The 25,860-nt window shown below is 32.2% G+C and carries 30 protein-coding genes and 1 pseudogene; 3 read left to right on the top strand and 28 right to left on the bottom strand.

The genetic code is table 11. The features are described from left to right. Positions 1-144: pseudogene (locus tag HMPREF2576_RS12150) on the bottom strand (MFS transporter); the annotation flags it as partial. A gap of 102 nt (positions 145-246) precedes the next feature. On the opposite strand from HMPREF2576_RS12150, the gene HMPREF2576_RS06290 reads away from it, so the two are divergent. Beyond that, complete coding sequence (locus HMPREF2576_RS06290) at positions 247-2,208, top strand: IucA/IucC family protein (RefSeq protein ID WP_070856358.1); 1,962 nt, start codon at positions 247-249, stop codon at positions 2,206-2,208. A gap of 60 nt (positions 2,209-2,268) precedes the next feature. On the opposite strand, the gene HMPREF2576_RS06295 is transcribed toward HMPREF2576_RS06290, so the two are convergent. From HMPREF2576_RS06295 to HMPREF2576_RS06315, 5 genes are all read right to left on the bottom strand, one after another. Beyond that, positions 2,269-2,769 (bottom strand): Asp23/Gls24 family envelope stress response protein, encoded by a 501-nt coding sequence (locus HMPREF2576_RS06295; RefSeq protein ID WP_001829780.1) that lies wholly within the window; start codon positions 2,767-2,769, stop codon positions 2,269-2,271. A 73-nt stretch (positions 2,770-2,842) separates the two neighbouring features. Continuing rightward, positions 2,843-3,082, bottom strand: a complete 240-nt coding sequence (locus tag HMPREF2576_RS06300) for a DUF2273 domain-containing protein (protein ID WP_001829717.1) — start codon at positions 3,080-3,082, stop codon at positions 2,843-2,845. Positions 3,083-3,094: 12 nt separating this feature from the next. Further along, positions 3,095-3,631, bottom strand: coding sequence for an alkaline shock response membrane anchor protein AmaP (gene amaP / locus HMPREF2576_RS06305; protein WP_001829712.1), 537 nt, complete (start codon positions 3,629-3,631; stop codon positions 3,095-3,097). 796 nt (positions 3,632-4,427) lie between these two features. Further along, entirely contained in the window at positions 4,428-5,438 is a 1,011-nt protein-coding gene (locus tag HMPREF2576_RS06310; RefSeq protein WP_002438598.1) for a zinc-binding alcohol dehydrogenase family protein, read from the bottom strand. Between the two features lie 98 nt (positions 5,439-5,536). Continuing rightward, the gene (locus HMPREF2576_RS06315; protein ID WP_001829756.1) at positions 5,537-6,541 is read right to left on the bottom strand and encodes an NADP-dependent oxidoreductase; all 1,005 of its coding nucleotides are present in this window, start codon (positions 6,539-6,541) and stop codon (positions 5,537-5,539) included. Positions 6,542-6,673: 132 nt separating this feature from the next. Between HMPREF2576_RS06315 and HMPREF2576_RS06320 the strand changes: the two genes are divergently transcribed. Next, the gene (locus tag HMPREF2576_RS06320; RefSeq protein WP_001829769.1) at positions 6,674-7,699 is read left to right on the top strand and encodes an LLM class flavin-dependent oxidoreductase; all 1,026 of its coding nucleotides are present in this window, start codon (positions 6,674-6,676) and stop codon (positions 7,697-7,699) included. Positions 7,700-7,775: 76 nt separating this feature from the next. Here HMPREF2576_RS06320 and HMPREF2576_RS06325 read toward each other — a convergent pair whose 3' ends face one another. From HMPREF2576_RS06325 to HMPREF2576_RS06365, 9 genes are all read right to left on the bottom strand, one after another. Next, positions 7,776-8,642 (bottom strand): alpha/beta hydrolase, encoded by an 867-nt coding sequence (locus HMPREF2576_RS06325; protein WP_002438596.1) that lies wholly within the window; start codon positions 8,640-8,642, stop codon positions 7,776-7,778. A 270-nt stretch (positions 8,643-8,912) separates the two neighbouring features. Then, positions 8,913-10,325, bottom strand: a complete 1,413-nt coding sequence (gene lacG / locus HMPREF2576_RS06330) for a 6-phospho-beta-galactosidase (protein WP_001832731.1) — start codon at positions 10,323-10,325, stop codon at positions 8,913-8,915. Positions 10,326-10,340: 15 nt separating this feature from the next. Continuing rightward, a complete protein-coding gene (locus HMPREF2576_RS06335) occupies positions 10,341-12,089 on the bottom strand; it encodes a lactose-specific PTS transporter subunit EIIC (RefSeq protein WP_001829731.1) in 1,749 nt (582 codons plus the stop codon). A gap of 5 nt (positions 12,090-12,094) precedes the next feature. Continuing rightward, positions 12,095-12,409 (bottom strand): PTS lactose/cellobiose transporter subunit IIA, encoded by a 315-nt coding sequence (locus HMPREF2576_RS06340; protein ID WP_001829758.1) that lies wholly within the window; start codon positions 12,407-12,409, stop codon positions 12,095-12,097. 19 nt (positions 12,410-12,428) lie between these two features. Continuing rightward, a complete protein-coding gene (gene lacD / locus HMPREF2576_RS06345; RefSeq protein WP_001829784.1) occupies positions 12,429-13,406 on the bottom strand; it encodes a tagatose-bisphosphate aldolase in 978 nt (325 codons plus the stop codon). 3 nt (positions 13,407-13,409) lie between these two features. Continuing rightward, positions 13,410-14,342, bottom strand: coding sequence for a tagatose-6-phosphate kinase (locus tag HMPREF2576_RS06350; RefSeq protein ID WP_001829786.1), 933 nt, complete (start codon positions 14,340-14,342; stop codon positions 13,410-13,412). 12 nt (positions 14,343-14,354) lie between these two features. Beyond that, a complete protein-coding gene (gene lacB, locus HMPREF2576_RS06355) occupies positions 14,355-14,870 on the bottom strand; it encodes a galactose-6-phosphate isomerase subunit LacB (RefSeq protein WP_001829777.1) in 516 nt (171 codons plus the stop codon). Between the two features lie 14 nt (positions 14,871-14,884). Then, positions 14,885-15,313 (bottom strand): galactose-6-phosphate isomerase subunit LacA, encoded by a 429-nt coding sequence (gene lacA / locus HMPREF2576_RS06360; protein ID WP_001829760.1) that lies wholly within the window; start codon positions 15,311-15,313, stop codon positions 14,885-14,887. Positions 15,314-15,683: 370 nt separating this feature from the next. Beyond that, the gene (locus HMPREF2576_RS06365; protein WP_001829761.1) at positions 15,684-16,439 is read right to left on the bottom strand and encodes a DeoR/GlpR family DNA-binding transcription regulator; all 756 of its coding nucleotides are present in this window, start codon (positions 16,437-16,439) and stop codon (positions 15,684-15,686) included. A gap of 299 nt (positions 16,440-16,738) precedes the next feature. On the opposite strand from HMPREF2576_RS06365, the gene HMPREF2576_RS06370 reads away from it, so the two are divergent. Beyond that, positions 16,739-17,479 (top strand): NAD-dependent protein deacylase, encoded by a 741-nt coding sequence (locus HMPREF2576_RS06370; protein ID WP_001829706.1) that lies wholly within the window; start codon positions 16,739-16,741, stop codon positions 17,477-17,479. 262 nt (positions 17,480-17,741) lie between these two features. On the opposite strand, the gene rpsI is transcribed toward HMPREF2576_RS06370, so the two are convergent. From rpsI to HMPREF2576_RS06435, 13 genes are all read right to left on the bottom strand, one after another. Further along, on the bottom strand, positions 17,742-18,134 hold the full coding sequence (gene rpsI, locus HMPREF2576_RS06375) for a 30S ribosomal protein S9 (RefSeq protein WP_001829714.1): 393 nt from the start codon (positions 18,132-18,134) through the stop codon (positions 17,742-17,744). A 19-nt stretch (positions 18,135-18,153) separates the two neighbouring features. Next, entirely contained in the window at positions 18,154-18,591 is a 438-nt protein-coding gene (rplM, locus tag HMPREF2576_RS06380) for a 50S ribosomal protein L13 (protein ID WP_001829751.1), read from the bottom strand. Between the two features lie 260 nt (positions 18,592-18,851). Continuing rightward, complete coding sequence (gene truA, locus HMPREF2576_RS06385; protein WP_001829771.1) at positions 18,852-19,655, bottom strand: tRNA pseudouridine(38-40) synthase TruA; 804 nt, start codon at positions 19,653-19,655, stop codon at positions 18,852-18,854. A 3-nt stretch (positions 19,656-19,658) separates the two neighbouring features. Further along, positions 19,659-20,465, bottom strand: a complete 807-nt coding sequence (locus tag HMPREF2576_RS06390) for an energy-coupling factor transporter transmembrane component T family protein (RefSeq protein ID WP_001829702.1) — start codon at positions 20,463-20,465, stop codon at positions 19,659-19,661. Continuing rightward, on the bottom strand, positions 20,455-21,315 hold the full coding sequence (locus tag HMPREF2576_RS06395) for an energy-coupling factor transporter ATPase (protein ID WP_001829765.1): 861 nt from the start codon (positions 21,313-21,315) through the stop codon (positions 20,455-20,457). The genes HMPREF2576_RS06390 and HMPREF2576_RS06395 overlap by 11 nt, the downstream gene beginning before the upstream one ends. Beyond that, the gene (locus HMPREF2576_RS06400) at positions 21,312-22,121 is read right to left on the bottom strand and encodes an energy-coupling factor transporter ATPase (RefSeq protein ID WP_001829728.1); all 810 of its coding nucleotides are present in this window, start codon (positions 22,119-22,121) and stop codon (positions 21,312-21,314) included. The genes HMPREF2576_RS06395 and HMPREF2576_RS06400 overlap by 4 nt, the downstream gene beginning before the upstream one ends. A gap of 330 nt (positions 22,122-22,451) precedes the next feature. After that, complete coding sequence (gene rplQ / locus HMPREF2576_RS06405; protein ID WP_001829718.1) at positions 22,452-22,820, bottom strand: 50S ribosomal protein L17; 369 nt, start codon at positions 22,818-22,820, stop codon at positions 22,452-22,454. 16 nt (positions 22,821-22,836) lie between these two features. After that, a complete protein-coding gene (locus HMPREF2576_RS06410) occupies positions 22,837-23,781 on the bottom strand; it encodes a DNA-directed RNA polymerase subunit alpha (protein ID WP_001829787.1) in 945 nt (314 codons plus the stop codon). Between the two features lie 76 nt (positions 23,782-23,857). Further along, positions 23,858-24,247 carry a 30S ribosomal protein S11 gene (rpsK, locus tag HMPREF2576_RS06415; RefSeq protein WP_001829725.1) on the bottom strand — a complete coding sequence of 130 codons (390 nt, stop codon included), beginning with the start codon at positions 24,245-24,247 and terminating at the stop codon, positions 23,858-23,860. A gap of 22 nt (positions 24,248-24,269) precedes the next feature. After that, on the bottom strand, positions 24,270-24,635 hold the full coding sequence (gene rpsM, locus HMPREF2576_RS06420; protein ID WP_001829703.1) for a 30S ribosomal protein S13: 366 nt from the start codon (positions 24,633-24,635) through the stop codon (positions 24,270-24,272). Between the two features lie 22 nt (positions 24,636-24,657). Then, on the bottom strand, positions 24,658-24,771 hold the full coding sequence (rpmJ, locus tag HMPREF2576_RS06425) for a 50S ribosomal protein L36 (RefSeq protein WP_001829709.1): 114 nt from the start codon (positions 24,769-24,771) through the stop codon (positions 24,658-24,660). A 31-nt stretch (positions 24,772-24,802) separates the two neighbouring features. Beyond that, complete coding sequence (gene infA, locus HMPREF2576_RS06430) at positions 24,803-25,021, bottom strand: translation initiation factor IF-1 (protein WP_001829792.1); 219 nt, start codon at positions 25,019-25,021, stop codon at positions 24,803-24,805. Between the two features lie 187 nt (positions 25,022-25,208). Further along, on the bottom strand, positions 25,209-25,856 hold the full coding sequence (locus HMPREF2576_RS06435) for an adenylate kinase (RefSeq protein WP_001829774.1): 648 nt from the start codon (positions 25,854-25,856) through the stop codon (positions 25,209-25,211). Positions 25,857-25,860 lie beyond the last annotated feature (4 nt).

A 25,860-nucleotide genomic window follows, 5' to 3' on the forward strand; every position in this document is an offset into this window, starting at 1 on the left:
AATAGGTATAAGACGACAGAAATTAACTAAACCCAAATATACAGCATTATGATATGTTGTGAGTACGAACCAATTTAAACCCACTTGACCAATCCAATTTCCTAAAAATAACAGAAAAGAACTGGAAAAGAAATATTTTGCCATCAAATTCCACCTGTCTTTTTCATTGATAATAATTATCATTATCATTAATATGGATTATACAAATGTTATTTATTTTTGTAAAATATTTTTTAGAGGTGAATTATGAATTTCAATCAATTTATAAATAAACAAAATATAATAATGACTGAAGATGAACATAATGTATATGACTTTCTTAAACATCATGATCCTAATTGGTCTTCTAATTATATTGATCATTTATTAGATGGACGTGATAAAGTAAGTCAACGTTTAATTACATCTTTACATAGGGAGAATTTAGTAAAAAGTCGCGATCATAGTCGTATACTTAATCGACATCAGTTTGCTGGATACGGAGTTAATGTGATTGCCATTTTAGAAATCTATTTTCCAATATCTAATATTTATTTGTATGCACCAATAACTGGAATGCATGCATTCGATCGCATTGATGTTGAAGGACCTTTTTATTTTAAGAATCTAAGTAAAGAAGATGATTTTGAACGTGTACTACATCCTAATCAAATATTAGATTGGATATTAATTGAAGATGAAAACTTAAATAACGAGGCTAGCGTACAATTTAGAAATGATTTAAATAATAGTGCAGCTAATATGACTTTTGCTTTAAGTTTCCAGCACTATACGATGCGTAATGAAAGAGCGCCATTATATAACCTTATTAAAAATGCAAATGATAGTTACTTGCGTTCCGAACAATCTGTCATCGAAGGTCATCCCCTTCATCCTGGTGCTAAGTTAAGAAAAGGAATGAATGCTGAGGAAAACTTTATGTATTCATCAGAATTTGGTAATGTTATTTATCTAAAAGCCGTGTTTATTCATAAAAGTATAAGTCGTATTCAATCATTGAATGTAGATTACAATGTTGCCGTAAAGCAAATGTTTCCCGACTTAATTAAAACCTTAGAAAAAGAATTTGGCGAAGATTTTAATTTACAAAATTATCATTTAATGATGGTTCACCCTTGGCAAATAAAACATATTTTACAAAGTGATTATCGGGATGAACTAAATGAAAAGTTAATATTGATAAGTAATCATTCGGTACCATACTATGCCGGTCTATCATTTAGAACGTTAGTACCTAAACAACCTGATTTATCCCCGCACATCAAGTTATCGACGAATGTACATATAACCGGTGAGATTCGAACATTGTCTGAACAGACGACATATAATGGACCATTAGTGACGCAAATTTTAAGAGAGATTATGTCAAAAGATGAAGATTTTTCACATTATCAATCTACTTATATCGATGAAAATGCAGGGATACACTTTTATAATCGAAACGACAATGAGTCAATTCAAACAGATCGAAGTGAACAATTAGGGACTTTGTTTAGAAATAATTTATATCAATTTATATCTAATGAAACAGTGCCAGTAATTCCATCAAGTTTGGTTGCGACCTATCCCTATAATACTGAAGCACCAATCTGTACGTTAATCAAAACGTATCAAAATACGCATCAATATAAAAATTATGAAGAAGCAGCGAAACAATGGATTAAAGACTATAGCAAAGCTCTTCTTGGCTTAGTTATCCCTCTTTATTCAAAATATGGAATTTCGCTAGAGGCACATTTACAAAATTCAGTGGCAACTTTTAATAAAGATGGCTCACTAAATATGATTTATATCAGGGACTTTGAAGGATTACGTATTGATAATGAACAATTGAATAATGCTGGATTTACCACTAGACATTTCCATGAAAAATCTAGAATCCTTACAAATTCTAAAACATCAGTATTTAATAAAATGTTCTATTCAACAGTTCAAAATCATTTAGGTGAACTCGTTATTACAATAGCTAAATATTCTAATAGTAAAGTCCTTGAACAAGAAATATGGCAAATTATTTCACAAACAGTAGAAGACATTTTTAATCACATGATTCACATTTCAAAACAACATCTCAACAACATCAAGCGCACTATTTTCGCATCCGAAATCGATTATAAGTGTGTCACAACAATGCGTTTAGAGGATCAAGCACATGAATATACGTATATTAAAGTGAATAATCCACTTCATAGAAAGAATGATTTATAAAATCAAAAAGCACTTGAGCGTCATGCTCAAGTGCTTTTTTGGTATACATCAAGAGATTGATTATTTTAAACCTTCTCTTTCATTGTTTTCTTTGTTATCTTTTTCATTTTTTTGTTGCCATTCTTTTTTTGTCATTACGTCGTCAACTTGCATGTTAACTTCAACAACTTCTAAACCAGTAATATATTTTACTTGTTCTTTAACTAAGTCTGTCACTTTACGGAAAATTTTAGGTGCAGATTCACCATATTCTAAAATAACTTTTAAATCTACAGCAGCTTGTTTTTCTCCAACTTCTACAGATACGCCTGTAGTTACATTGTTACCGTTTGAGAAAGCGTTAGTAAAGCTATCTGTGAAGCCACCTTTCATGTCTAAAATTCCTTTAACTTCACGTGCTGCAATACCTGCAATTTTTTCAACTACTTCATCTGAGAAAGTTAATTTGTTTTCAAATTGAGGTTGATTATTTTGAGCTTGTTGTTGCTCTTTTCTTTCTTGTTCATTAACACCTGTTTGATTATCATATGCTTGTTTAGCTTTATTGTTATCTACTGCCATAATACATTCTCCTTTATTTTTAAATTAGTTTTATTCATAAATTAATTGATTAGAAACTTCTTAATATCTGAGTCTAACTCCATCTATTTAGGAAGTTTAAGAAATCTTGTGTACGGTCTTTAATATACCCGATACCGATTCCTATTAAACATAACACTATAATTAAAATTGTCTTCCAGAATCCGAGAGTTAGGAATAATATAGCTATAATTAAAAATGCTAAAAATCCAATAATACGCCATTTAAACGATTTTAAAATATTTATAAATTGTTGAGTAGCGTCTTGTCCGTTTTGATTGTTATTATCAGCCATGGTATCCCTCCCTTACAATACACGTGGACCAGATGTTTTCTGATCACGTACGTTAACTTCTAATTTTCTAACAGGAATTTCAGTAAAGTGTTCAACATTACTTTTGATATCAGCACGGATACTCTCTGTTAAACTCTTAACTTGAACATGGTTTGGTACGAAGAAATCTGCTTTGATGTCAATAAATGATTTATTCTTTTTGTTATAAAGCTTACTTACAACATTTGGTTGTCTAACTTGATCATATTTAGCGATTGTATCGTAAATTGTTTTTTCAACAGCTTTACGTGATACGTAAATATGTCCATCATCAAAGTTTTTATAAAGTCCAGGTTTGCGATGCGTAGGTTTAAAAATACTAAGTACTAATATAAGTCCGATTAATATAAGTAATCCTGCAAGCCCAATCAATAGTGGTTGGAACCAATTAAATTGTAAGAAGTAGTCTTGATAACTTTGAATGCGACTATCATCTATATACATAAATAATAGGAAGCCAACTATAGCCACAATGAGTAAGCCGAGAATAAAATTCTTAAGTCTTTTCACCTCGCACGTCACCTCCTTAGCAAAAGTTAATTTTAGATTATACATCAATTAGGTACCCTATAAATATTTTTTAAAACATTAATAATTCAAATTGATATCTTAATTAAAATATATTTAAAGAAGTACAGCTTACAGTCATTATTCCCTATTTTTTTAATTGAAAACCAGAATTAAGCAAATTAATTTTAATTTCATTATAGAGCTTTAAATTTTAATATATGTTTTTTCTTGTCTGGTGTTATATATGTCTGATAACGTCTAGGTTGTTCTTTTATTGGATATTTGTATTAGAATCGAATAATTGAAATAACCATTCATGAAAATGGTAATACAGTCACTATAAGCTATATTGTAATGACTTTATGTTGACTGCGTATAAGAACAAAATATTACACTAACTTATATAAAATGATATTAATCACCAGGCAGGAACTAAACATATTTAAACACGATTGATACAAATAGTAGACTTAAGTAAGAATATCATCATTCAAATAAAGTAAAAGTGGTTAAATTAAAATTCATGGTTATAATCGACTAATACATTACATCAAAAGATTAAATATACATGTTCTATCACACTCTGTTTGAAATGATTAATAATTTTCAAATGACAAATATAAAAGCCTGGAACATCAATTGATCCAGGCTTTTATAGTGTATTAATAATTAATCACTGAGTTAAAATAAACGCTTGTCTCGTATGGATTACGTTTCATATTAAATCTTCAAACTGAATTAGGATATTAAATGTTATCACCTTTTCATGCATATACTAAGATTTTTATGACGTTTTTTACTTAAGATTGATAACAAGCTTACCAATCATAGAATGAGACTCTAAAATTTGATGCGCTTCATAAAGGCTATCTACATCTAATCCGTCGATAACTTTCGTGGTAGTTGGTTGATAATATCCCTGTTCAACCTTTTCTGTTATATCCTTAAGATATTCATGATGTTTGATTACATCATCTGTATGGTGTAATGGTCTTGAAAACATAAATTCATGCGTAAATGTTACACTTTTAGATTTCAATAAATTTAAATCTTGTTGCGAATTAAATGCGACAATTGTCGCAATATGTCCTCTAGGTTTAACTAAGTTAACCATCATTTCATAATACATATCTGTATCGAATGTACAAAAGATATAGTTAACACCCTCAATATGATTATCTTTAAATTGTTGACTTAAATCTTTCTTATGATTCAGTACAACATCAGCACCCATATTAACAGACCACTTTATAGTATCCTCTCTCGAAGCAGTTGTAATAACCTTCAACCCATAAAATTTCGCTATCTGTGTTGCAATACTACCTACACCACCTGCTCCATTAATTATTAACAATGATTTACCTTTATTTTCAGATGGTTCTTTTGAAATTCCAAAAACATCGAAAAGCGTTTCATAAGCTGTTAGCCCAGTTAAAGGTAGGCTAGCTGCTTGTTCACTTTTCAAATTTGTAGGTGCTTTAGCTACTAAATATTCCTCTATTAATTGATATTCTTCATTCGAACCATTTTGGTTAGGAGAACCTGAATAAAAAACGACGTCCCCTTCTTGAAACATTGACACTTGATCTCCTATCTTTTCAATCACACCAACAGCATCAAAGCCAAGTACACGTGGCACTTTGTCAACTGGCATTGTACGCTGTTTTGTATCAACAGGATTCACACTAATACTTTGAACCTTGACTAATAATTCATGGCCGGATGGATGAGGTATATCAAAGTTAAATTCCTCAAAACAATTTCCTTCATCTAATTGGAATGAAGACTTAAATCCTATCGCTTTCATAGTGCCACCTCTTTAAAATTATTTAATTTTATTATATCACTTCAATTTACCACTTATAGTGCAAACGTTTTATCGACAAGTAAATTAATGCTTTGCTTTTATTCACTTGCCACTTTAATAACTTGTTTACCAAAATTATCACCAGTTAGCAGATTTCTAAAGGCTTGCGGCACTTTATCAAAACCATCTTCTACTGAAACTTGTGTTTTAATTTTATTCTCTTGAACCCATTGAGCTAATTGTTTGCTCGCTTCTTTAAAACCATCAGCGAATTCTGCTACTATGAAACCTCTCATCATTGCTTGATTTTTAATCAATGTTTGCTGAATGCGTGGTCCAATATCTTTTTCTGGATGATTATAGGATGAAATCGCACCACAAACAGGAATTCTTGCATGTGTATTGAGATGTTTGAAGACTTCATCGCCAATATATCCACCTACATTTTCGAAGTAGACATCTATACCGTTAGGCACCGCTTCTTTTAACGCTTCAGGGAAATTATCTTTTTTGTAATCGATACCAGCATCAAAACGAAGTTCATTTTTTAGATAGTTCACTTTTTTATCTCCACCAGCTATACCAACGACTCTGCAACCTTTAAGCTTCGCAATTTGGCCCACAACTGAACCAACTGCACCTGAAGCTGCTGAAATAACTACTGTTTCACCTTCTTTAGGTTGTCCAATATCAAGTAATCCATGATAAGCAGTCTGACCAGGCATCCCCAACACACTAAGATAAAGATGTAATGGTACGTCAGAAGTAGGTACTTTGTTAACATACTCACTATTTACTGTATTTATTTTTCTCCAAGGTAGCATACCCACTACTATATCACCTTCATCAAAATTACTATCCTTGGATTTCAAAACTTTAGATACCGTATGTCCATTGAACGGTTCCCCTTGTTTGAACGGATCTACATAAGAATCAGCATTTGTCATACGTCCTCTCATATATGGATCAACCGATATATATAATGTTTTCAATTGCAATTCATTTTCTGAAGGTTCAATAACATCTATATCTTCATATTTAAATGTATCGTCTTGTGGCATTCCGTCTGGTACTTTATTAAATACTATTTGTTCATTATTCATATCATCATCATCCTTATAATAGTAGTTTATGCTATTGTGTTACCCTAAACAATTCAATCGCAATCATTACATATCATTTGTATAATAATATTTATAGTATCCTGAATATAAATGAAGAGGAGATGTGTGTTCATGAGATTAAGTTTACTTGATTATGTCCCGTTGTTCGAAGGGCGTACCCCAAATGACGCCCTAAAGCATAGTATTAAATTAGCCCAACACGCTGAGAAACTTGGGTACTTACGATACTGGGTTGCAGAACATCATCAAGTTTATTCTGTCGTTTCGAGTGCACCTGAAATAATAATGATGTCGATTTTAGAACACACACAACACATCAGAGTTGGTAGTGGAGGTGTGATGTTACCACATTATAGTCCTTATAAAGTAGCTGAGCAATTTAAAATTATGGCAGCAAGACACCCCCAACGTATCGATATGGCTATCGGACGTTCGCCAAGCTTTAAAAATGTTAATGCAGCACTAAATGAAAACAAAAATGAAAAATTACCATTCAATACTCAGATTACTGATTTGCTTAAATACTTCAATAACGATACAACTCAAGACCATCGTTTTAAATCATTATTAGCTACACCTATGGTTACTTCATTTCCTCAACTATATATTTTAGGTATGAGTAATAGAAGCGCAAAATTAGCTGCTCAGCGCGGACTACCTTTTGTTATTGCACGAATGGGACAATCTGAGACAGACCTTCATGAAGCTATAAGCACTTATAGAAAATATTTTAAAGCTTATCATGGTGAAATTAATAATGCGAAACCATATGTTATTTTAGCAACTTTTGTGGTAACAGCTTCTAATTTATCTAGAGTTAAACAATTGCTACATACGCTTCAACTTTGGTTGATGCGTATTAACTATTTAAATCAACCTAAGAGTTATCCATCGATTGAAACAGCACAGAACAAGCATTATAGTCAACGAGAATTAGAAAAGCTTGAAAAGATGAAATCGAAAATCATATACGGAATGCCAAATGATGTTGCGGAACAACTTACCTTACTTCATCAACAATTTAAAGTGGATGAAATCATCATCTTACCTCATGTATTTGGTGAAGACGCTAGAATAGAATTAATTGAGTTAATTGCGAATGAATTGATTCCATCTTGTTCACGCGATGAATTTTAGACTATTACTAAAAGACGCACGATTGATTCACTTGAAAGTCAAGTTATCATTCAATCGTGCGTTTTGTTTACTACTTTTAAGTTTCCCATAAGAATTGTATGATTTCATTTGCAACATCTTTATTCTCATGTAATTGACTATGTTGTGCCTTTGCACCTTTAAATTTCATTTCTTGATAAGACTTAGTGCTACCTCTTAGTAAATATTGAAGCGATTGAGAAGAGCTATTTGACACACGTCCATCTGAATGTGAGCCATCTTCTAAATCTCCGTAGATATTTAAAACTTCTATTTCCTTACCACAATAAATCTTATGCAGTGATAACAATTGCCGATATGCGGCATTCATTCTACTTGGTTTCCCCTGTTTATCAACGATAATTTCATTCACGTTCTCATTCATATTCAAAATCCCGTTATAAACTCCCGCTATATTAACTTCCTTTTTAAGTTGTGGCAAATGTCGATCGTCCCCATAATTTTTCATGTAAAAAGCAAATGACATGTTCCCCATTGAATGTCCTACAAAATTAAATTGTTGAATTCCAAATTGACTTTTTAGTTGTGATAGAACTTCTTTAATCCAATAAGCATTTTCTTTAAAATTTCCATTTTTATTATCTTTAAATTCTACTTTGACAATAGGGTTTGCTGCATCTTCACTTAATTTTTTATCAAAATATACTTTTCCTTCACTACTCACTCTAGCGGTTATCACCTCATTGGTTACATTTTTATTTAACGCTTGTTTGACCATAAACGTTTCTGAGCGTTCGCTACCACCATAACCATGTAAAAAAAGTGTTGCTGTTGTTTTTATTTTATTATTAGAATAGTGAGTCGAAATGTATGATTGGGATTGAGTTTTGTTATAAATAATAACCAAAACTAATACTGTTGTAGAAAAGATTGTAAATAATAGAATTGTGAATTTTGACTTCATCATTAGCCCTCTTCATGTTTATTTATTAATTATACTATTATTAGTAATAAATTATTTGATTTATGGGATTACTTTAAAATAATCTTGGTTCGATAAGATATATCACAATTAGACATAACTTCATTTTAAACTACTTTACTTGAAAATGAATATACGTATTAAAAAACGATTATTTCCAAATCATTTTCATTGGAAATAATCGTTTTTGTTTTAAATACTTTAATAAGTGCTCTTAGTTAGATGACTTATTTACTAGTTAATATTTAGCTTTTATTTAATTTCTTTACTTTCTGCAAGTTCTTTGTACCAATATGCACTTTTCTTAGGGAATCTTTCTTGTGTTTCAAAATCAACGTAGAATAAACCGTATCTTTTTTCATAACCATTTGACCATGAAAATACATCCATAAGAGACCATAAGAAGTATCCCTTAACATTGGCACCATCTGCAATCGCATCTGCTATCACACTTAGATGCTGTTTAATATAGTCAATTCGTGCATCGTCATGTACTGTTTTTTCTTTTTCGTCGAATACATCTTTATATCCTAATCCATTTTCAGTAATATAAATCTTATGATAATTCGGATAATCTTTTACTACACGCATAATTTGGTCATATAAACCTTGTGGATAAATCATCCAATCCCAATCGGTTCTAGGAACATCAACATCAAATTCACGTTGTCCTACACCTTTAAGTTGATACTTAGATCCACCTTTATCACCAGTGGCATTATGTGTTATTTCAGATTCGCCTTCAAAACCACGCATCCAGTCACTCATATAATAATTAATACCTAAGAAATCGTTTAAATCCTTAGCTTCATCTAAAATTTTGTAGTCTTCATCAGAAATCTCTAATTGACCACCATTCACAGATAAGATGTGTTGTACTCCTTCCATCGTTTCACGTGAGTACTTACCAAGGTATGTTGCATCTAAAATAAATTTATTATGAATAATGTCTTCAAGTTCGGCTGCTCTCACATCTTCAGGATTAGATGGATCATATGGATATTTTGTAGGTAATGCATGGACAACACCTATTTCTCCCTTATAATTTTCATCTTTAAAAAGTTTAACAGCACGTGCGTGTGCAACCATCATATTATGATGAGATTGGAATACTTTTTCAAAGTCATATTTGATACCTGGAGGGAATTTACCAACTAAATATTGACCATCACCAATCGGCCCAATTTCATTGAATGTTGTCCAATACTTAACTTCTGGAAATTCTTTAAAACAAAATTCAGCATAATCTACAAAATAGTCTATTGTTTTACGATTTAAGAAATCTCCATCTTTGTGAAGTACCTCTGGTGTGTCAAAGTGATGTAATGTTACAAAAGGTTCAACATGACGTTTATGACATTCTTTGAAAAGATTATGATAATACTCGACACCTTTTTGATTCACTTCACCGTAACCTTTAGGAAAAATACGAGACCAAGCAATTGAGATACGTATACCATTTACACCAAAGCGTTCACTTAATTCCAAGTCAACAGGATATCTGTTATAAAAATCACTTGCTGGTTCAGCTGTGTACCAATAATTCTCCTCTAAATACGTGTCCCAAGCGACACGCCCTTTACCATCAGTCTGAGTAGCTCCTTCTGCTTGATAAGCAGCGGTTGCTCCACCAAAAATAAAGTCATCAGGTAATTTCTTAGTCATATATAAAACTCCTTTTTAATTGTTAAATTGTTGTTTTACAAATTCTAAAGCCGCCTCACCGTCTCTTGTTAACTTGATATATTGAGCGCCTTCAGTTTTGGCTAATTTAATTCCTAAGCGATCAGTATCTTGTTTAATATCTTCAAAATTCGAAGCAACTTGTGGTGCTAAGATAATTAATTGATAATCTTTCATAATATCCATATGTGCACCATAACCACCTGCTGCTGCTTTTACTGGTACTTCATACTCTTCAGCAGCTTTATTTAAAGCATTAGCTAGTAAACCACTTGTACCTCCACCTGCACATAAAACTAAAACATTTGTTTGTTCACTAATAGTATCTGTAGAGGATGTAGAAGTTGTTTCATCAACTGAAGATGTATCATCAGTATCCGCTTCACTTGCCCCTGCAGTTGCTAAAATAGCATCGGCTTTTTTCGTATCAAAGTTTGCTGATACTTTTTCTTTTAATTCATTATTTGCTTCTTTATTTCCTAATTCTTCTTCAAGCACTTGTTCATCGTATACTTTTAAGAATGGATAGTAAATAATCACATCAACAACAATAAGTAATATTGCTAACACAAATGACCAAAATGCAAATCCAGTCCCCATAACAATACCGAGTGGACCAGGAGTAGTCCAAGGTAAAAAGATACTAAAACTATTCATATTTAAAACATCAACAAAAAATTTAAAAATCCATATATTTACTATAGGTGCAAAAATAAAAGGTATAAAGAATACCGGATTTAGTACTAGTGGTGCACCAAAAAGTATGGGTTCATTGACACCAAAGAATGTAGGTACGACTGATGCTCTACCTATCGCTTTATTTCTTTTTGATTTTGTTAACCACATAAACATAAATGGAACAACTAATGTTGCACCGGTTCCTCCCATAGTTGCTACGAACATCTGTGTACCCGGTGTAATTACTTTATCAGCATGTTCTCCAGCTTGTATTAAGTGTAAATTTGTTTCAAGGTTCGCATAAGTAATTGCTGCAATCGCTGGTTCAACAATAGAAGGTCCATGAATACCTACAAACCAGAAGAACGCAAACGCACCGAATATGAGTGTTACCCCAATCCAACCATCTGCCGCAGTAAATAGTGGCTCAAATACTTTTAATACTGCATTTGCTACATTCGTGTGGACTATTGCTCTAGAAAGTAAGTCTAAAGCATACAAAATTAAAATTACGGCTGATAAAGGGAAAATATCTTTAAATACTTGAGATATATTTGGTGGTACTTCTTTAGGCATTTTAATGGTAATATTTCTTTTGACAAAGAAATTATAAACAATCACGGTAATAAACGCAGAAATAAAGGCTGTCAATAAACCTTTTGTTCCCATAAATGCACTTGAAAATCCACCATCTTTAACAGGATCAGCAGCTAAGAATAAAAATCCACAAATAGCTGCCATCATTGTCGAAATAAAGTTAATCTGATTCGTTTTATCTAGTTTTCGATTGTAAGAATCAGTTAAAGATTTAGCTGTGGTTCCTGCTACAAGCAAACCAACTATTCCCATTGTATAGTTATAGGGTTTCATCAATATACCTTCCATAGTTTTACTCCAAGTAAAACCAAACACATTTGGTACATAGGTAATTAAAATAAATATACTTGAGAATAAGATAATTGGAATAGCAGCAATAAATCCATCACGAATCGCTCTTAAATAAATATTTCGTGATATTTTTTCAAAGAATGGCTTTCCTTTTTCTATCCATGCTATTAATTTATTCATAGGGGTCAGCTCCCTTTTTTGTATAATTCAATTAAATGCTTCATTAAATCTTTTAAAAGTAATGTTGTCATTAAATGGTCTTGACCATGAATCATAGTGATACTATATGCGATATCCTCGCCTTTAGCCTCTTGAGCTAGAAGATTGGTTTGTGCTTTATGTGCATTAGCAATACATTCATTCGCTTCCTCTACAAGTTGTTCTGCTTTATCAAATTCACTATCTTTAGCAGCATTTAAAGCTTCTAATAATTTTGAACGTGCATCCCCAGCATAGGCAACAATTTCAAATCCGAGTAATTGTACCTCATCTCTATTCATTTGAATATCCTCCCTTACATTATTTGTTTTTCCATGATGTAGCTGTTGTTTTCAATACTGTATTCAAAACATCAATATTCTTAAATCCTACCGTACGCAACCATTCTCTGGCAGCTTGCTCTCCTTCTTCAATGTATACCTTAACTGCTCCTGACCATGTGGCACGTCCACATAAAACACCATTGAATTGCGCACCAGAATCATGCGCAAATTTTAATGTATCTTGGAACAATTCTGCTGATACACCTGCACTTAAATAAATATATGGTAAGTGAGTAGCTGCATCTTGATCACGGAAATGTTGTGCAGCTTCTTCTTTAGTATAAACAACTTCTCCTTCTGAAAATCCTTCCACAAAATTCATATTCACAGGTACTTCAACTTTAAGTACATCCACATTAAAACGATCTTCAGAGAATAACTTCATTGCTTCATTAACTTTACGTGGCTTAACTTTAGCGAATTCTGCACTTTTATTGTCAGGAATATTGTCGTCATATGTTAAAACTTCCAAGAAGAAAGGAATATCTTCGGCAACACATTCTGAACCAATTCGTTCAATATATGCTTTCTTTTGTATGTTAATTTCTTCTGTGTCATCTACATCATAATAAAGTAAAAATTTAACTGCATTGGCCCCTTGCTCTTTCAAACGTTTCGCAGACCATTCTACCAAGCAATCTGGCAAACGACCTTTCGCATTCACATCATATCCAGTTTTTTCGTATGCAAGTAATAGTCCGCAGTCATTATTTCGAGCATCTGATGCTGGTAAACCATATTCTGGATCTAATAAAATTGAAGACGCATATTGAGTTAATTCTTCAGAAACAAGTACTTTTAATTGTTCTATTTGCTCAACTGTTGGTGTTTCAGATTGATGTTCTGCCATCATTCTTTTTAATGCACCACGTTGATCAAATGCTAAAGCTGAAATAATACCTTCTTGATTACTTAATTTCTCAATTGATGACACTTTTTGTTGTGATTTTGTCATAAATTACACCTCTATAACTTCTATTTGTTTGAATATTTCGTCAAATTTATCTGTATTAATATGACCTGTTTGTTGTTCCATTGCATTTAGCATTCCGAATGCATTTGCTTTTTTTAATAACTCTTCATCGGTTTGTTGATGAATGAGTCCAGAAGCAATACCTGCTACAGTAGAATCTCCTGACCCAACAGGATTAACTACTTTAATGTTGGGAATATTCACCTTATAAAATTTTTGATTATGTTTTGCAAAAGCACCTTCACTGCCCAATGAAACAATAATCCATTCAATATCATTAAATATTGGCTGACTTACTGCCGCTTTCAATTCTTTAATATCATTGGTTACTTTGTAATTTAAAAGTTGTGATAATTCATCTATATTGGGTTTAATTACTGTAGGTTTCACATTACTAATAAGAACTTCCTCAAGTGATTGACCAGAGCTATCTAAAATGGTCAAAATTCCTTGTTCTTTTGCTAATCTCACAATATCCGCATAATAATCAGTATTAAGTCCTTTGGGCAGACTACCAGACATAACAGCCACATCAGTTTCTTTGAAAAGTTTTAATAGATGTGACTTGAATTCCTCTGATTCCTTAAGTTCAATCGTGGGACCCTTTTCAAGGATTTCAGTTTGTTGTCCTTCATGTAGTATTGCAATACAATTTCGTGTTTCGCCTTTGATTTTGAAAAATGCTTGTTTAATACGAGTAGTTTCTATTTGTTCTTCAATATATTGACCTAATGCTCCACCTAAAAAACCACTTGCTATTACGTCTTCACCAAATTCAGACAATACTCTAGTAACATTTAATCCTTTACCGCCTGCTGTTTTGCTTGTTTGAGATACCCTATTAACAGTATCTAAATTAAACTGATCTAAAGGATAAGATATATCAACTGAGGGATTTAAAGTTAATGTTAAAATCATTGGACATCTTCCTTAATCGTGATATTCACCTTTATTCCATTTTTCTAAGAACTCGTCGAAGAAATGTGGATCAGCTTGGTCATTGTTATGTGCTTCTAAATGATTGATTTTAGCAATTAATTTTTTATTTTCTTCAGTAGGTTTGTACTCTGCCTCAATGAATGCATCAACGATGTCGAAAATAAATAATTCACCTGCTACTTTACCGCCAAAACTTACAACATTGGCGTTTAACTCTTCTTTAGAATAAAGCGCTGATGTCATATCTCTAACTAAAGCAGTTCTAACACCTGGTACTTTGTTTGCAGCATTACTAATTCCTACACCAGTACCACAAATACATACACCTAAATCTGCTTCACCACTCGCAACTTTTTCTCCTACCTTTTTTCCATAAATCGGATAATGTGTACGTGTGAAATCATAAGTTCCAACATCTATCACTTCATGTCCCTGTGATTTTAAGTGTTGTGAAACTTCCATTTTTGTATCAGTAACAATATGATCGCAACCTATTGCAATTTTCATTTTTATTCCTCCTATTAACACATTTTATTTAACATATCTACGCGGATTTGATGACGTCCACCATCGTAATGACCATTGACAAATTCTTTTGCGACATTCTTAGCAAGCGTATCTCCAACAATTTCAGCTCCCATAGTAATCATGCGTGCATTATTATGGCTACGTGTCATGTAAGCTGAACGCTCATCTGAAACCTCAGCCGCAATCATTCCCTTAATTTTAGTTGCTACAATAAAACTACCTGCACCATAGGCATCTATAGCAATACCTAGATTGTCGTCGGACTTTTGAACTTCTTTAGCTACAGAGACTGTTGAATCAACAAAGTCTAGATCTTTTCCTTCTGTAACATCTAAAACATCATAATCGTTGTCTTCCAAATAATCTTTAATTAATTCTTTTAAGCGTTTGCCATCTACATCTGAACCAATAATAATCGTCATAATAAGTCTCCTTTTTTGAATTAAGGTGATTAAACACATGTGTTTTTGAAAAAGCGCTTTCAAATCTTTACACCTAAATTATAAACATATTTAAACAAATAATCAACATATAACAAACAATTGTCACGTATTTTTGTTTGATATATGTTGATTTAAAAAGAAATTGCTGTTTTTCTCTATGCAAAATGTTTATTTAAACAAAAAAGTAGCAATAAATTTAAAAAACTTTATTGCTACTTCTACTTAAACTACTTATTTAATTTTAAAATTCTTATCATCTGATTTTATTGCTTAATAATAATGTTTAATTGACATTATTATGATGCTTAAATATATTTATATTCACTTTAAAGACAATATGTTAAAGACTTTAGCTAATAACCTCAACATATGATTCTATTTTTTCTTTCTTTTCCAAGTCATTATTATCTGTTAAAACTGCATTGAGTTCACGAAGCTCACAAAATGATGAAAAATCATCCTTACCAATTTTTGAAGAGTCAATCAGTAAATATTTTTCCAACGAATGACTAAGTGCAATTTGTTGCGTATAAGCCTCTTCTATTGAGGATGTCATAGCTAGACCATCTTTAACACCATTACTACTAAAAAACATTTTACTAAATCTTAGTTGACTTAATAACTGATTTGTCATCTCACCTACAAATGCTTCAGTTAAATCACGCATTTCCCCACCTAATAAATAGACTCTGAAATGTAACGTTTGTTTTTTTATTAATATATTAAATACTGGTAAACAATTAGTAATAATTGTTAATGAATAATGATTTATTTCTTCAGCTAATTTTTGAACTGTAGTACCAGGACCTAAGAAAATAGTATCTCCATCTTCAATTAAATCTACTGCATTCTTTGCTATAAATCGTTTTTCTTCAATAAAACGTGTATGTTTTTCTTGATGAGACATTTCTTTATATTGGAAAGCTGAATTACTACGAGCACCACCATGTATTTTAGTGAGAACACCTTTTTCTTCAAGCTCTGCGAGATCACGGCGCACAGTCATATCTGACACATTTAGATCTTCGACGATTTCATTTGTTCTTACAGAACCTCGTTTATTTACTAATTTTGTGATTTCATCTAACCTATCATATTTGTTCATTGATTTATTCACTTCCTATAATTACTATATATCATAATATTGAAACAGATTCATTATTTTAGAAGTTTATCATTTACTATCTTACGAATTTAAAATTTATATTGTAGCTTTCAATATCAACTTTTACTTTTTATATGATTATTTTGATTTTCAAAAATACTACTGATTTTCATTAAAAAGTTAGAAATACCTTCAATCATTACTTTAAATCATAACATGAATTCTTTAATATTAAATTATATTGTAGTTGATAATAAATAAGTACTTACATAATATCTATGATAATGAGGTGAAAACAAATGAAAAAACCAGATATTCAACAGTTAAAAGATATCGTAAACAACTCTAATCAAATTGTTTTCTTTACAGGAGCTGGTGTTTCAGTTGCAAGCGGAATTCCAGATTTTCGCTCAATGGGTGGCTTGTATGATGAAATATCAAAAGATGGACAGTCTCCAGAGTATTTGCTTAGCATTGATCATTTACATGATAATAAAGAAAGTTTTATAAACTTTTATCATGAAAGACTTTTAATTGCCGATAAAAAACCTAATATTGTTCATCAATGGATTGCACAACTGGAAAATCAGCAAAAATCACTTGGCGTCATCACTCAAAATATAGATGGTTTACACGAAGATGCAGGTAGTCACAATATTGATGAGCTACATGGTACACTTAATCGCTTTTATTGTATTAACTGTTATGAGGAGTACTCAAAATCATATGTCATGACACATCATCTCAAATATTGTGAAAAATGTGGTAACGTCATCAGACCCGATATTGTTTTATACGGCGAGATGTTAAATCAAAAAACAGTCTTCAAGGCATTAGATAAAATTCAACATGCAGATACGCTCATCGTATTAGGTTCATCACTTGTTGTACAACCTGCTGCTGGTTTTGTATCAGAATTTAAAGGTGACAACCTAGTTATCATTAATAGAGATGCAACTCCATATGATCATACAGCTAGCTTAGTTATACACGATGATATGACTAGTGTTATAGAAGAAATTGTAAATAGTAATAGTTAAGTAACATAGAAGTCAAATTAAGTTCAAAATCCACTACTCATGCTCCAAAATCAAACACGTCAAATCCATAGAATTTCTTGATGAAACTTTCTTAATTTTAGGGCATAGCATAGTATTGAAAAAACTTGAATAAAGTGCTTTTTAATTGAATAATCTAAATCCTACATAACAATAAAGACTGGGGCATCTAATTGTCTCAGTCTTAAATTATAAAAAAAACACTTCCCAATAAACGGGAAGTGTAAATGTTGTTCGCCAAAAATTAACGTTTTGAGAATTGTGGTGAACGACGTGCTTTTTTAAGACCTGGTTTTTTACGTTCTTTCATACGTGGGTCACGAGTAAGTAATCCAGCGCGTTTTAAAGAACCTCTGTATTCAGGATCTGCTTCTAATAAAGCACGTGCAATTCCATGTCGGATTGCTTGAGCTTGTCCAGTAAATCCGCCACCGTGTACGTTAACTAAAACATCATAGTTACCTTTAGTTTCTGTAACATCAAATGGTTGATTTAAGTCTAAAATTAATGATTCGAATGGTAAGTAGTCACGTACATCACGTTCGTTAACAGTAATGTTACCTTCGCCAGGTACTAAACGTACACGTGCTACTGAGTTTTTACGACGGCCTGTGCCTTTATATTCAACTTGTGCCAATGTAATTTCCTCCTTCTAATTAACCACGTAACTCGTAGTTTTCTGGTTGTTGTGCAGCGTGTGGATGTTCAGCGCCACCATATACAAATAATTTTTTACCTTGTTTTTCACCTAAGCGTGTACTTGGTAACATACCTTTAATTGAAGTTTCTAATAAACGTTCAGGATTTGTTCTTTTTAATTCACCAGCAGAGATTGATTTTAAACCGCCTGGGTGATTTGAATGACGGTGGTACATTTTGTCTTGTTCTTTGTTACCAGTGAATTCAATTTTAGATGCATTAATGATAATTACATAATCACCAGTATCAACATGTGGTGTATAAGTTACTTTATTTTTACCGCGTAATATAGCAGCTACTTCTGATGATAAACGACCTAATGTTTGGCCTTCAGCATCAATAACATACCATTTGCGCTCAATGTTTGATTCATTTGCCATAAATGTTTGACGCATAATAATTGTCCTCCTAAAAATAAATGCTTCGTTCATTAATTGCAGTACGAATAAATCACATTCGAACCTATGTTTATTGCACTAACAACTATCATTATTGTTACGATTTAAAAGCGTAAGATTTCATTTATTTCATTAACTGTTGTTCTGCTTTGCTTATATATCTTGTAACACAATAAGTTTCCGGGGCTTATCGTGGGGTGATATAAAACAATACCGTTAATAATCATATAATTTCACAGTACTTTTGTCAATGACAATTAGTGTTTTTCCAACGATTTTTTGTAGTGTATTTTTATATCTTTCCCATATTCTTGTATCAATTCTTCTGGGCTTAAATAAATCTTTTCTAAATATAATCCGTCAGGTGGAGCTGTGAGAGGCACATTATTTCTATTTTTGTCCTCTAAGAGCTTAGGGACGTCATTAGGTTCACGCTTTCCTTTTCCTACTTCAATTAAGAAAGCTACCAATACACGGACCATATTATAAAGAAATCCAGAACCTGTTACGACATAATCAAATCCCTTTTTAGTAGCAACAATTTCACTCTGATAGAGTGTTCTTACTTTGCTTTCAACTTCTGTTTTCTGTGAACAAAAACCGGTAAAATCATGTGTACCTATAAATTCTTGAGCAGCTTTGTTCATTTTATCATAGTCTAATGTTTCATAAACAAAAGTTTCAGTACCACTCTTAAAAGGATTTCGATGATTACCTTGATAAACTTTGTAACGATAGCGTTTGCCTACGCAGTCATAACGACAATGAAAATACTCGTCGACATTTCGTACATTTTTAACGTAAATATCATCTGGTAAAGCTCGATTCATCGCATATTGCCATTGTTTGTTATCAATATTCAATTCGGTATCGAAATGAAAGAATTGCTGATACGCATGCACACCCCTGTCTGTTCTGCTTGAGGGATGAATTCGTACATGATGTTTATGCATTCGTTTAAGAATCTTTTCAAATTGTTGTTGAACAGTTCGTCCTTGTTGCTGAATTTGAAAACCTAAAAATTGGTTACCTTGATAAGCAATTTCAACTAATATACGCAATATTTACACTCCTGAAAATTTTAAAATAAATAATATAGTAGCGATAGGTATTAAAAGTAAGACTGTTAATGTGTCTTTATATTGCCAATGTAATAACCTATAGCTTGTTCGTTTGATGTTTATATCATAACCTCTGACTTCCATTGCTATAGCTAGTTCTTCTGCTCTTTGAAAGGCTGAAATAAATAATGGAATCATGATGGGTATAAAAGCTCTAATTCGTGTTATTAAACTTCCTGAACTTATTTCTGATCCTCTAGATTTTTGAGCAAGTATAATTTTTTCTAATTCGTCCATTAACGTTGGTATAAACCTTAGAGCAATAGACATCATCATACTTAATTGATGCACTGGTACTTTAATCACTTTAAGAGGTGCAAATAATTTTTCAAAAGCATCTGTTAAATCAATCGGACTAGTCGAAAGTGTCATGATTGTTGCAATCATAACTATAAAAATCAATCTTAGTGATATATAAATTCCTTCCATAACACCATTTGATTCAATAGTGATAAATTTCCATTGAAATAATACGATACCTCCATTAGTAAATAACACATGCATAAAAAAAGTGAAAACCAAGAAGAAGAAGATAGGTGTTAATCCTTTAATTAAAAACCAAAAAGGAATACGTGCTAACTTAATAAATAATATTATAAAAAGAAACAACCATGCATATGTACCTAGTGAATGACAGAAAAAAATTAAAAGAATAAAGAAAAAGACAAATATTAACTTAGCTCTAGGATCAAGCTGATGAATAATTGATTGCATAGGAAGATATCGTCCAATGATTAATTTATTTTTCATGATGCCACTCCTTATACAACTTCACAAACTCTTCTTCATTCGTGGCAAGCTTTGGAAATAACATATTATATTTTTTTTCGATATCTTTCTGTAATTTCACTACTTTAGGCAACTCTATATGCCACTTTAATAATTGCGTTTTTTGATTAAATAAATTTCTAGGATTTGATTTTTCTACGATCGTCCCTTTATTCATTACTACAACTTCATCGGAATAACGTGCTACATCATCCATATCATGTGAAACAAGAATAATCGTTTTATTTTCTTCTATTTGTATTTTCTTTATTAAAGACATGACTTGGTGTTTACTATTCGGGTCTAACCCAGCAGTCGGTTCATCTAGAATAATTACTTGTGGATCCATAGCCAAAATGGAAACAATGGCTATTTTTCTCATTTGTCCTCCCGACATTTGAAATGGAGAGGATGACATCACATTTCTTGAAAAGCCTAATTCAAGAAGAAGTTGAAATGCTTTATCTTTAACATTTTTTAGGTTCATATTAAAATTTTTAGGTCCAAACTCAATTTCTTTTTCAACACTATCTTCAAATAATTGGGATTCTGGAAATTGAAATACTATACCTACTTCTTTTCTTATGTGACGTAAGTGCTTGTCTTTAGTTTTATTTGTAACTTCTAAACCATTAATGTTGACTGAACCTGTAGTGGGCTTTAATAAAGCATTCAAATGTTGAATCAGAGTGGATTTCCCGCTTCCAGTTTGACCAATAATTGCATAATACTTGCCCTGTTCAAGAGTTAGTGAAACGTTTTTAATAGCTTCAAATTCATAAGGTGTCCCTTGTTGATAAATATAACTCACTTGATTAAATTGTATACTCATAATTTTTTAATCAACCCTTCATAAGTTACATAAGTTGAATCAAAACCTAAAAGTCGATTCATTTTCAAAGGAAATGGTAAGTCCAATCCAACCGATATTAGTGCATCTTCGCACTTAAAAATATCTTGAGGTGTTCCTTGTTTAAAAACAGTTCCTTTATTCAATACAATGATTTGATCAGCATGCATTGCTTCATCTAAATCATGAGTGATTGAAATAATTGTAACATGATTATTTACTTTAACTTCATTTACAAGGTTAAGTAAAGATGACTTTCCATGAGGATCTAGCATCGTTGTCGCTTCATCTAAAATCAGCACATCAGGATTAAGTGCAAGTACCCCAGCAATGGCAACACGTTGTTTCTGCCCTCCTGAAAGTGAATGGGGTTCATCATCGGCTTTATTTATCATATCTACTTCAGTTAATACTTGATTAACTTTAGATACCATTTCTTTATAAGGAACAAGTTGGTTTTCAAGACCAAAAGCAACATCAAATTTAACTATAGAACCTACAAATTGATTATCGGGGTTTTGAAAAACAATTCCGATATGTTTCCTCACTTCTCGCTTATTTTGAGAGTCTACTGGTAGATTTTGAAATAGAATTTGTCCTTCACTTGGTTCTTCTATACCTACCATAAGTTTAGCAATAGTAGATTTTCCTGAACCATTGTGACCTACAATAGAAGTCCATTGTCCAGCTGGTATTGAGAATGAAACGCGATTTAATGTGAAAGCAGCGTCACTTTGATATTGAAATGATACATCTTTAAATTCAATGATAGGATTTGACCCATTCACATCAACCACTCCTAATATTTTTATATCACTAAACATTCTACAATAATTCAAATTGACTGTATATCAGATATGTATAATTTAATCATTTGTAATATGAATTATAAAAAAAGCTATAGTGTTATTAACTATAGCTTAAATAAAAAAGCGCGCACCCCATCAAATGTTGAGTTCACGCTTAAATAATTATTTAGTTGGATGGGGTACTCTGAGCTAGACAATATTTGTATGTGGCAAACATTATCGTTGCACTCATTTGCTTTATATATAAGTAGTAAATGTGTATTTATTAAGGTTAGACAACTAAGTTATAACTTGTGTCTTAAAATTAGATTAAACTAATTCAATAATTACTGATTCAGCGCCGTCACCACGACGAGGGCCTACTTTAAGAATACGAGTGTAACCACCTTGACGTTCACTATAACGTTCAGCGATTTCACCAAATAATTTTTGAAGAGCAGTTTGTGTAGAGTCATCTTCATTTAAAATTTCAACATTACGTAAAGTTTTAGCAGCATTACGACGAGATGCTAAATCACCTTTTTTACCAAGTGTGATCAATTTCTCTACTACACTACGAACTTCTTTAGCACGAGCTTCAGTTGTCTCGATACGTTCACTAACGATTAATGAAGTTGCTAAGTCACGTAACATTGCTTTACGTTGATCAGAAGTACGACCTAATTTTCTGTAACCCATGAGTTAACCTCCTTTATCAATCTTCTTTTCTTAATCCTAATCCTAAATCTTCTAATTTATATTTTACTTCTTCTAGAGATTTACGACCTAAATTACGCACTTTCATCATGTCAGCTTCAGATTTATCAGCTAACTCTTGTACAGAATTGATTCCTGCGCGTTTTAAGCAGTTATAAGAACGTACAGATAAGTCTAATTCTTCAATAGACATTTCAAGTACTTTTTCTTTTTGATCTTCTTCTTTTTCAATCATGATTTCAGCGTTTTGAGCCTCATCAGTTAGACTTACAAAGATATTCAAGTGTTCAGTCATTATTTTAGCTGCTAATGATACTGACTCTTGTGGTGTGATTGAACCATTTGTCCAAACATCTAAAGTTAATTTATCAAAATCACTACTTTGACCTACGCGTGTATTTTCAACTGTATAGTTTACACGTTCAACAGGTGAATATAGTGAATCAACAGGAATTACACCAATTGGTAAATCACTAGTATTATTTTGTTCAGCTAATGCGTAACCTCTACCCTTATTAGCAACAAGACGCACTTTAAGATGTCCACCTTTAGACACTGTTGCGATTTTAAGCTCTGGATTTAAAATCTCAACATCACTGTCGTGAGTAATGTCACTTGCAGTTACTTCGCCTTCATCTTTAACATCAATTTCTAAAGTTTTATCTTCTTCAGAGTAAATTTTTAATGCAAGTTTTTTAATGTTCATAATGATTGTTGAAACATCTTCTACTACATTATCTACTGCTGAAAATTCGTGTAAAACTCCTTCAATCTCGATGTACTTAACGGCTGCACCTGGTAATGAAGATAGTAGGATACGACGTAAGGAGTTTCCTAGTGTAGTACCATAGCCACGTTCAAGTGGTTCAACAACGAATTTACCGAATTTAGCATCTTCACTAACTTCAATTGTCTCAATTCTAGGTTTTTCAATTTCTATCATTTACAAATATCCTCCTTAAATACGTCGACTAGATTTAAACTGTTTGCTCAGTGACTTGTAACAATACATTTAAAAATTATACGCGACGACGTTTTGGTGGACGACAACCGTTGTGTGGTACTGGAGTAACGTCTCTGATTGCAGTTACTTCTAAACCTGCAGATTGTAGTGCACGGATAGCAGATTCACGGCCTGGACCAGGTCCTTTTACTGTTACTTCTACTGTTTTCAAACCATGTTCCATAGCAGTTTTAGAAGCTGTTTCTGAAGCCATTTGAGCTGCAAATGGAGTTGATTTTTTAGATCCTTTGAATCCTAATGCACCAGCTGATGACCAAGATAATGCATTACCGAATTCATCAGTGATAGTTACGATAGTATTATTGAATGTTGAACGGATGTGAGCTACACCATTTTCAATATTCTTTTTCACTCTACGTTTACGAGATACTTGTTTACGTGCCATTAAATTTTGCCTCCTTTACCTATTATTTTTTCTTATTAGCTACTGTTTTAACTGGACCTTTACGTGTACGAGCATTGTTTTTAGTTTTTTGTCCACGAACTGGTAAGCCACGACGATGACGAATTCCGCGGTATGATGAAATTTCCATTAAACGTTTAATGTTTAAGTTTTGTTCACGGCGTAAGTCACCTTCTACTTTGTAGCCATCTACAACTTCACGGATACGACCTAATTCATCGTCAGTTAAATCTTTAACGCGAGTATCTGCTGATACGTTAGCTTCTTCTACAATTTTATTAGCAGTTGAAGTACCAATACCATATACGTATGTTAATGAGATAACAATGCGTTTTTCACGTGGAATATCCACTCCTGCAATACGTGCCATATTAATTTACACCTCTCTTTTATTAACCTTGTCTTTGTTTGTGTTTTGGATTATCACAAATTACCATTACTTTACCTTTACGTTTAATGACTTTGCATTTTTCGCATATTGGTTTTACTGATGGTCTTACTTTCATTTTTATACCTCCCTATATTATGGAGTGACGATTATTTATAACGATAAGTAATTCTACCGCGCGATAAATCATACGGAGACATCTCAACAGTTACTTTGTCGCCAGGTAGAATACGAATGTAATTCATTCTGATTTTACCACTTACGTGAGCTAAAATCTCATGACCATTTTCTAATTCTACTTTAAACATTGCGTTTGGTAAAGTATCTAGTACTGTACCTTCTAATTCAATTACATCTTGTTTAGCCATTGATTAACTTCCCCCTTTTTGCAATAGTAAGGTAATCGTCAATAGACAACTTAACGATACGAATCTATTCGTGATGGTTTAATATAAGTTCAACAAAAATACGGGAATTAAATATCGTTATTTGTCACTCATTCTGTTAAATTTACTCTAATACTCACTGAAACATAGATCGTATAGTGTTGATCTATTATAAATGATCTAAGATATCAATGACATCGTTGGTTACTTCGTCAATATCTTTTGAACCATCAATGTTTTTCAAGACACCTTTGTTGTTGTAATATTCTAAAATAGGCTTAGATTGTTTAACATTAACGCTCAAACGATTAGATACTGTTTCTGGATTGTCATCTTCACGTTGATATAACTTTCCACCATCGATATCACATATACCATCAACCTTTGGAGGATTAAATACAAGATGATATGTTGTACCACATTTCTCACAGATACGACGACCTGTAAGACGATTCATTAATTCTTCCTCAGGAACTTCGATATTAATGACAGCATCAATTTCTCTATCAAGCTCAGACATAATTTGACTTAATGACTCAGCTTGATCTATAGTTCTTGGGAATCCATCTAACAAGAATCCTTTTTTTGCATCGTCTTCAGAAATTCTTTCTTTAACGATACCTACAGTAACTTCATCAGGAACTAATTCTCCACGATCCATATATGATTTAGCTTCTTTTCCTAAATCTGTTTCATCTTTAATCGCTTTTCTGAACATGTCACCAGTAGAAATATGTGGTATTGGGAATTTCTTAACAATTTCACTCGCCTGAGTCCCTTTACCTGCACCAGGTAAGCCCATTAAAATGATATTCATAAAT

The organism is Staphylococcus sp. HMSC063F05 (assembly GCF_001837075.1).
GTDB lineage: Bacteria > Bacillota > Bacilli > Staphylococcales > Staphylococcaceae > Staphylococcus > Staphylococcus epidermidis.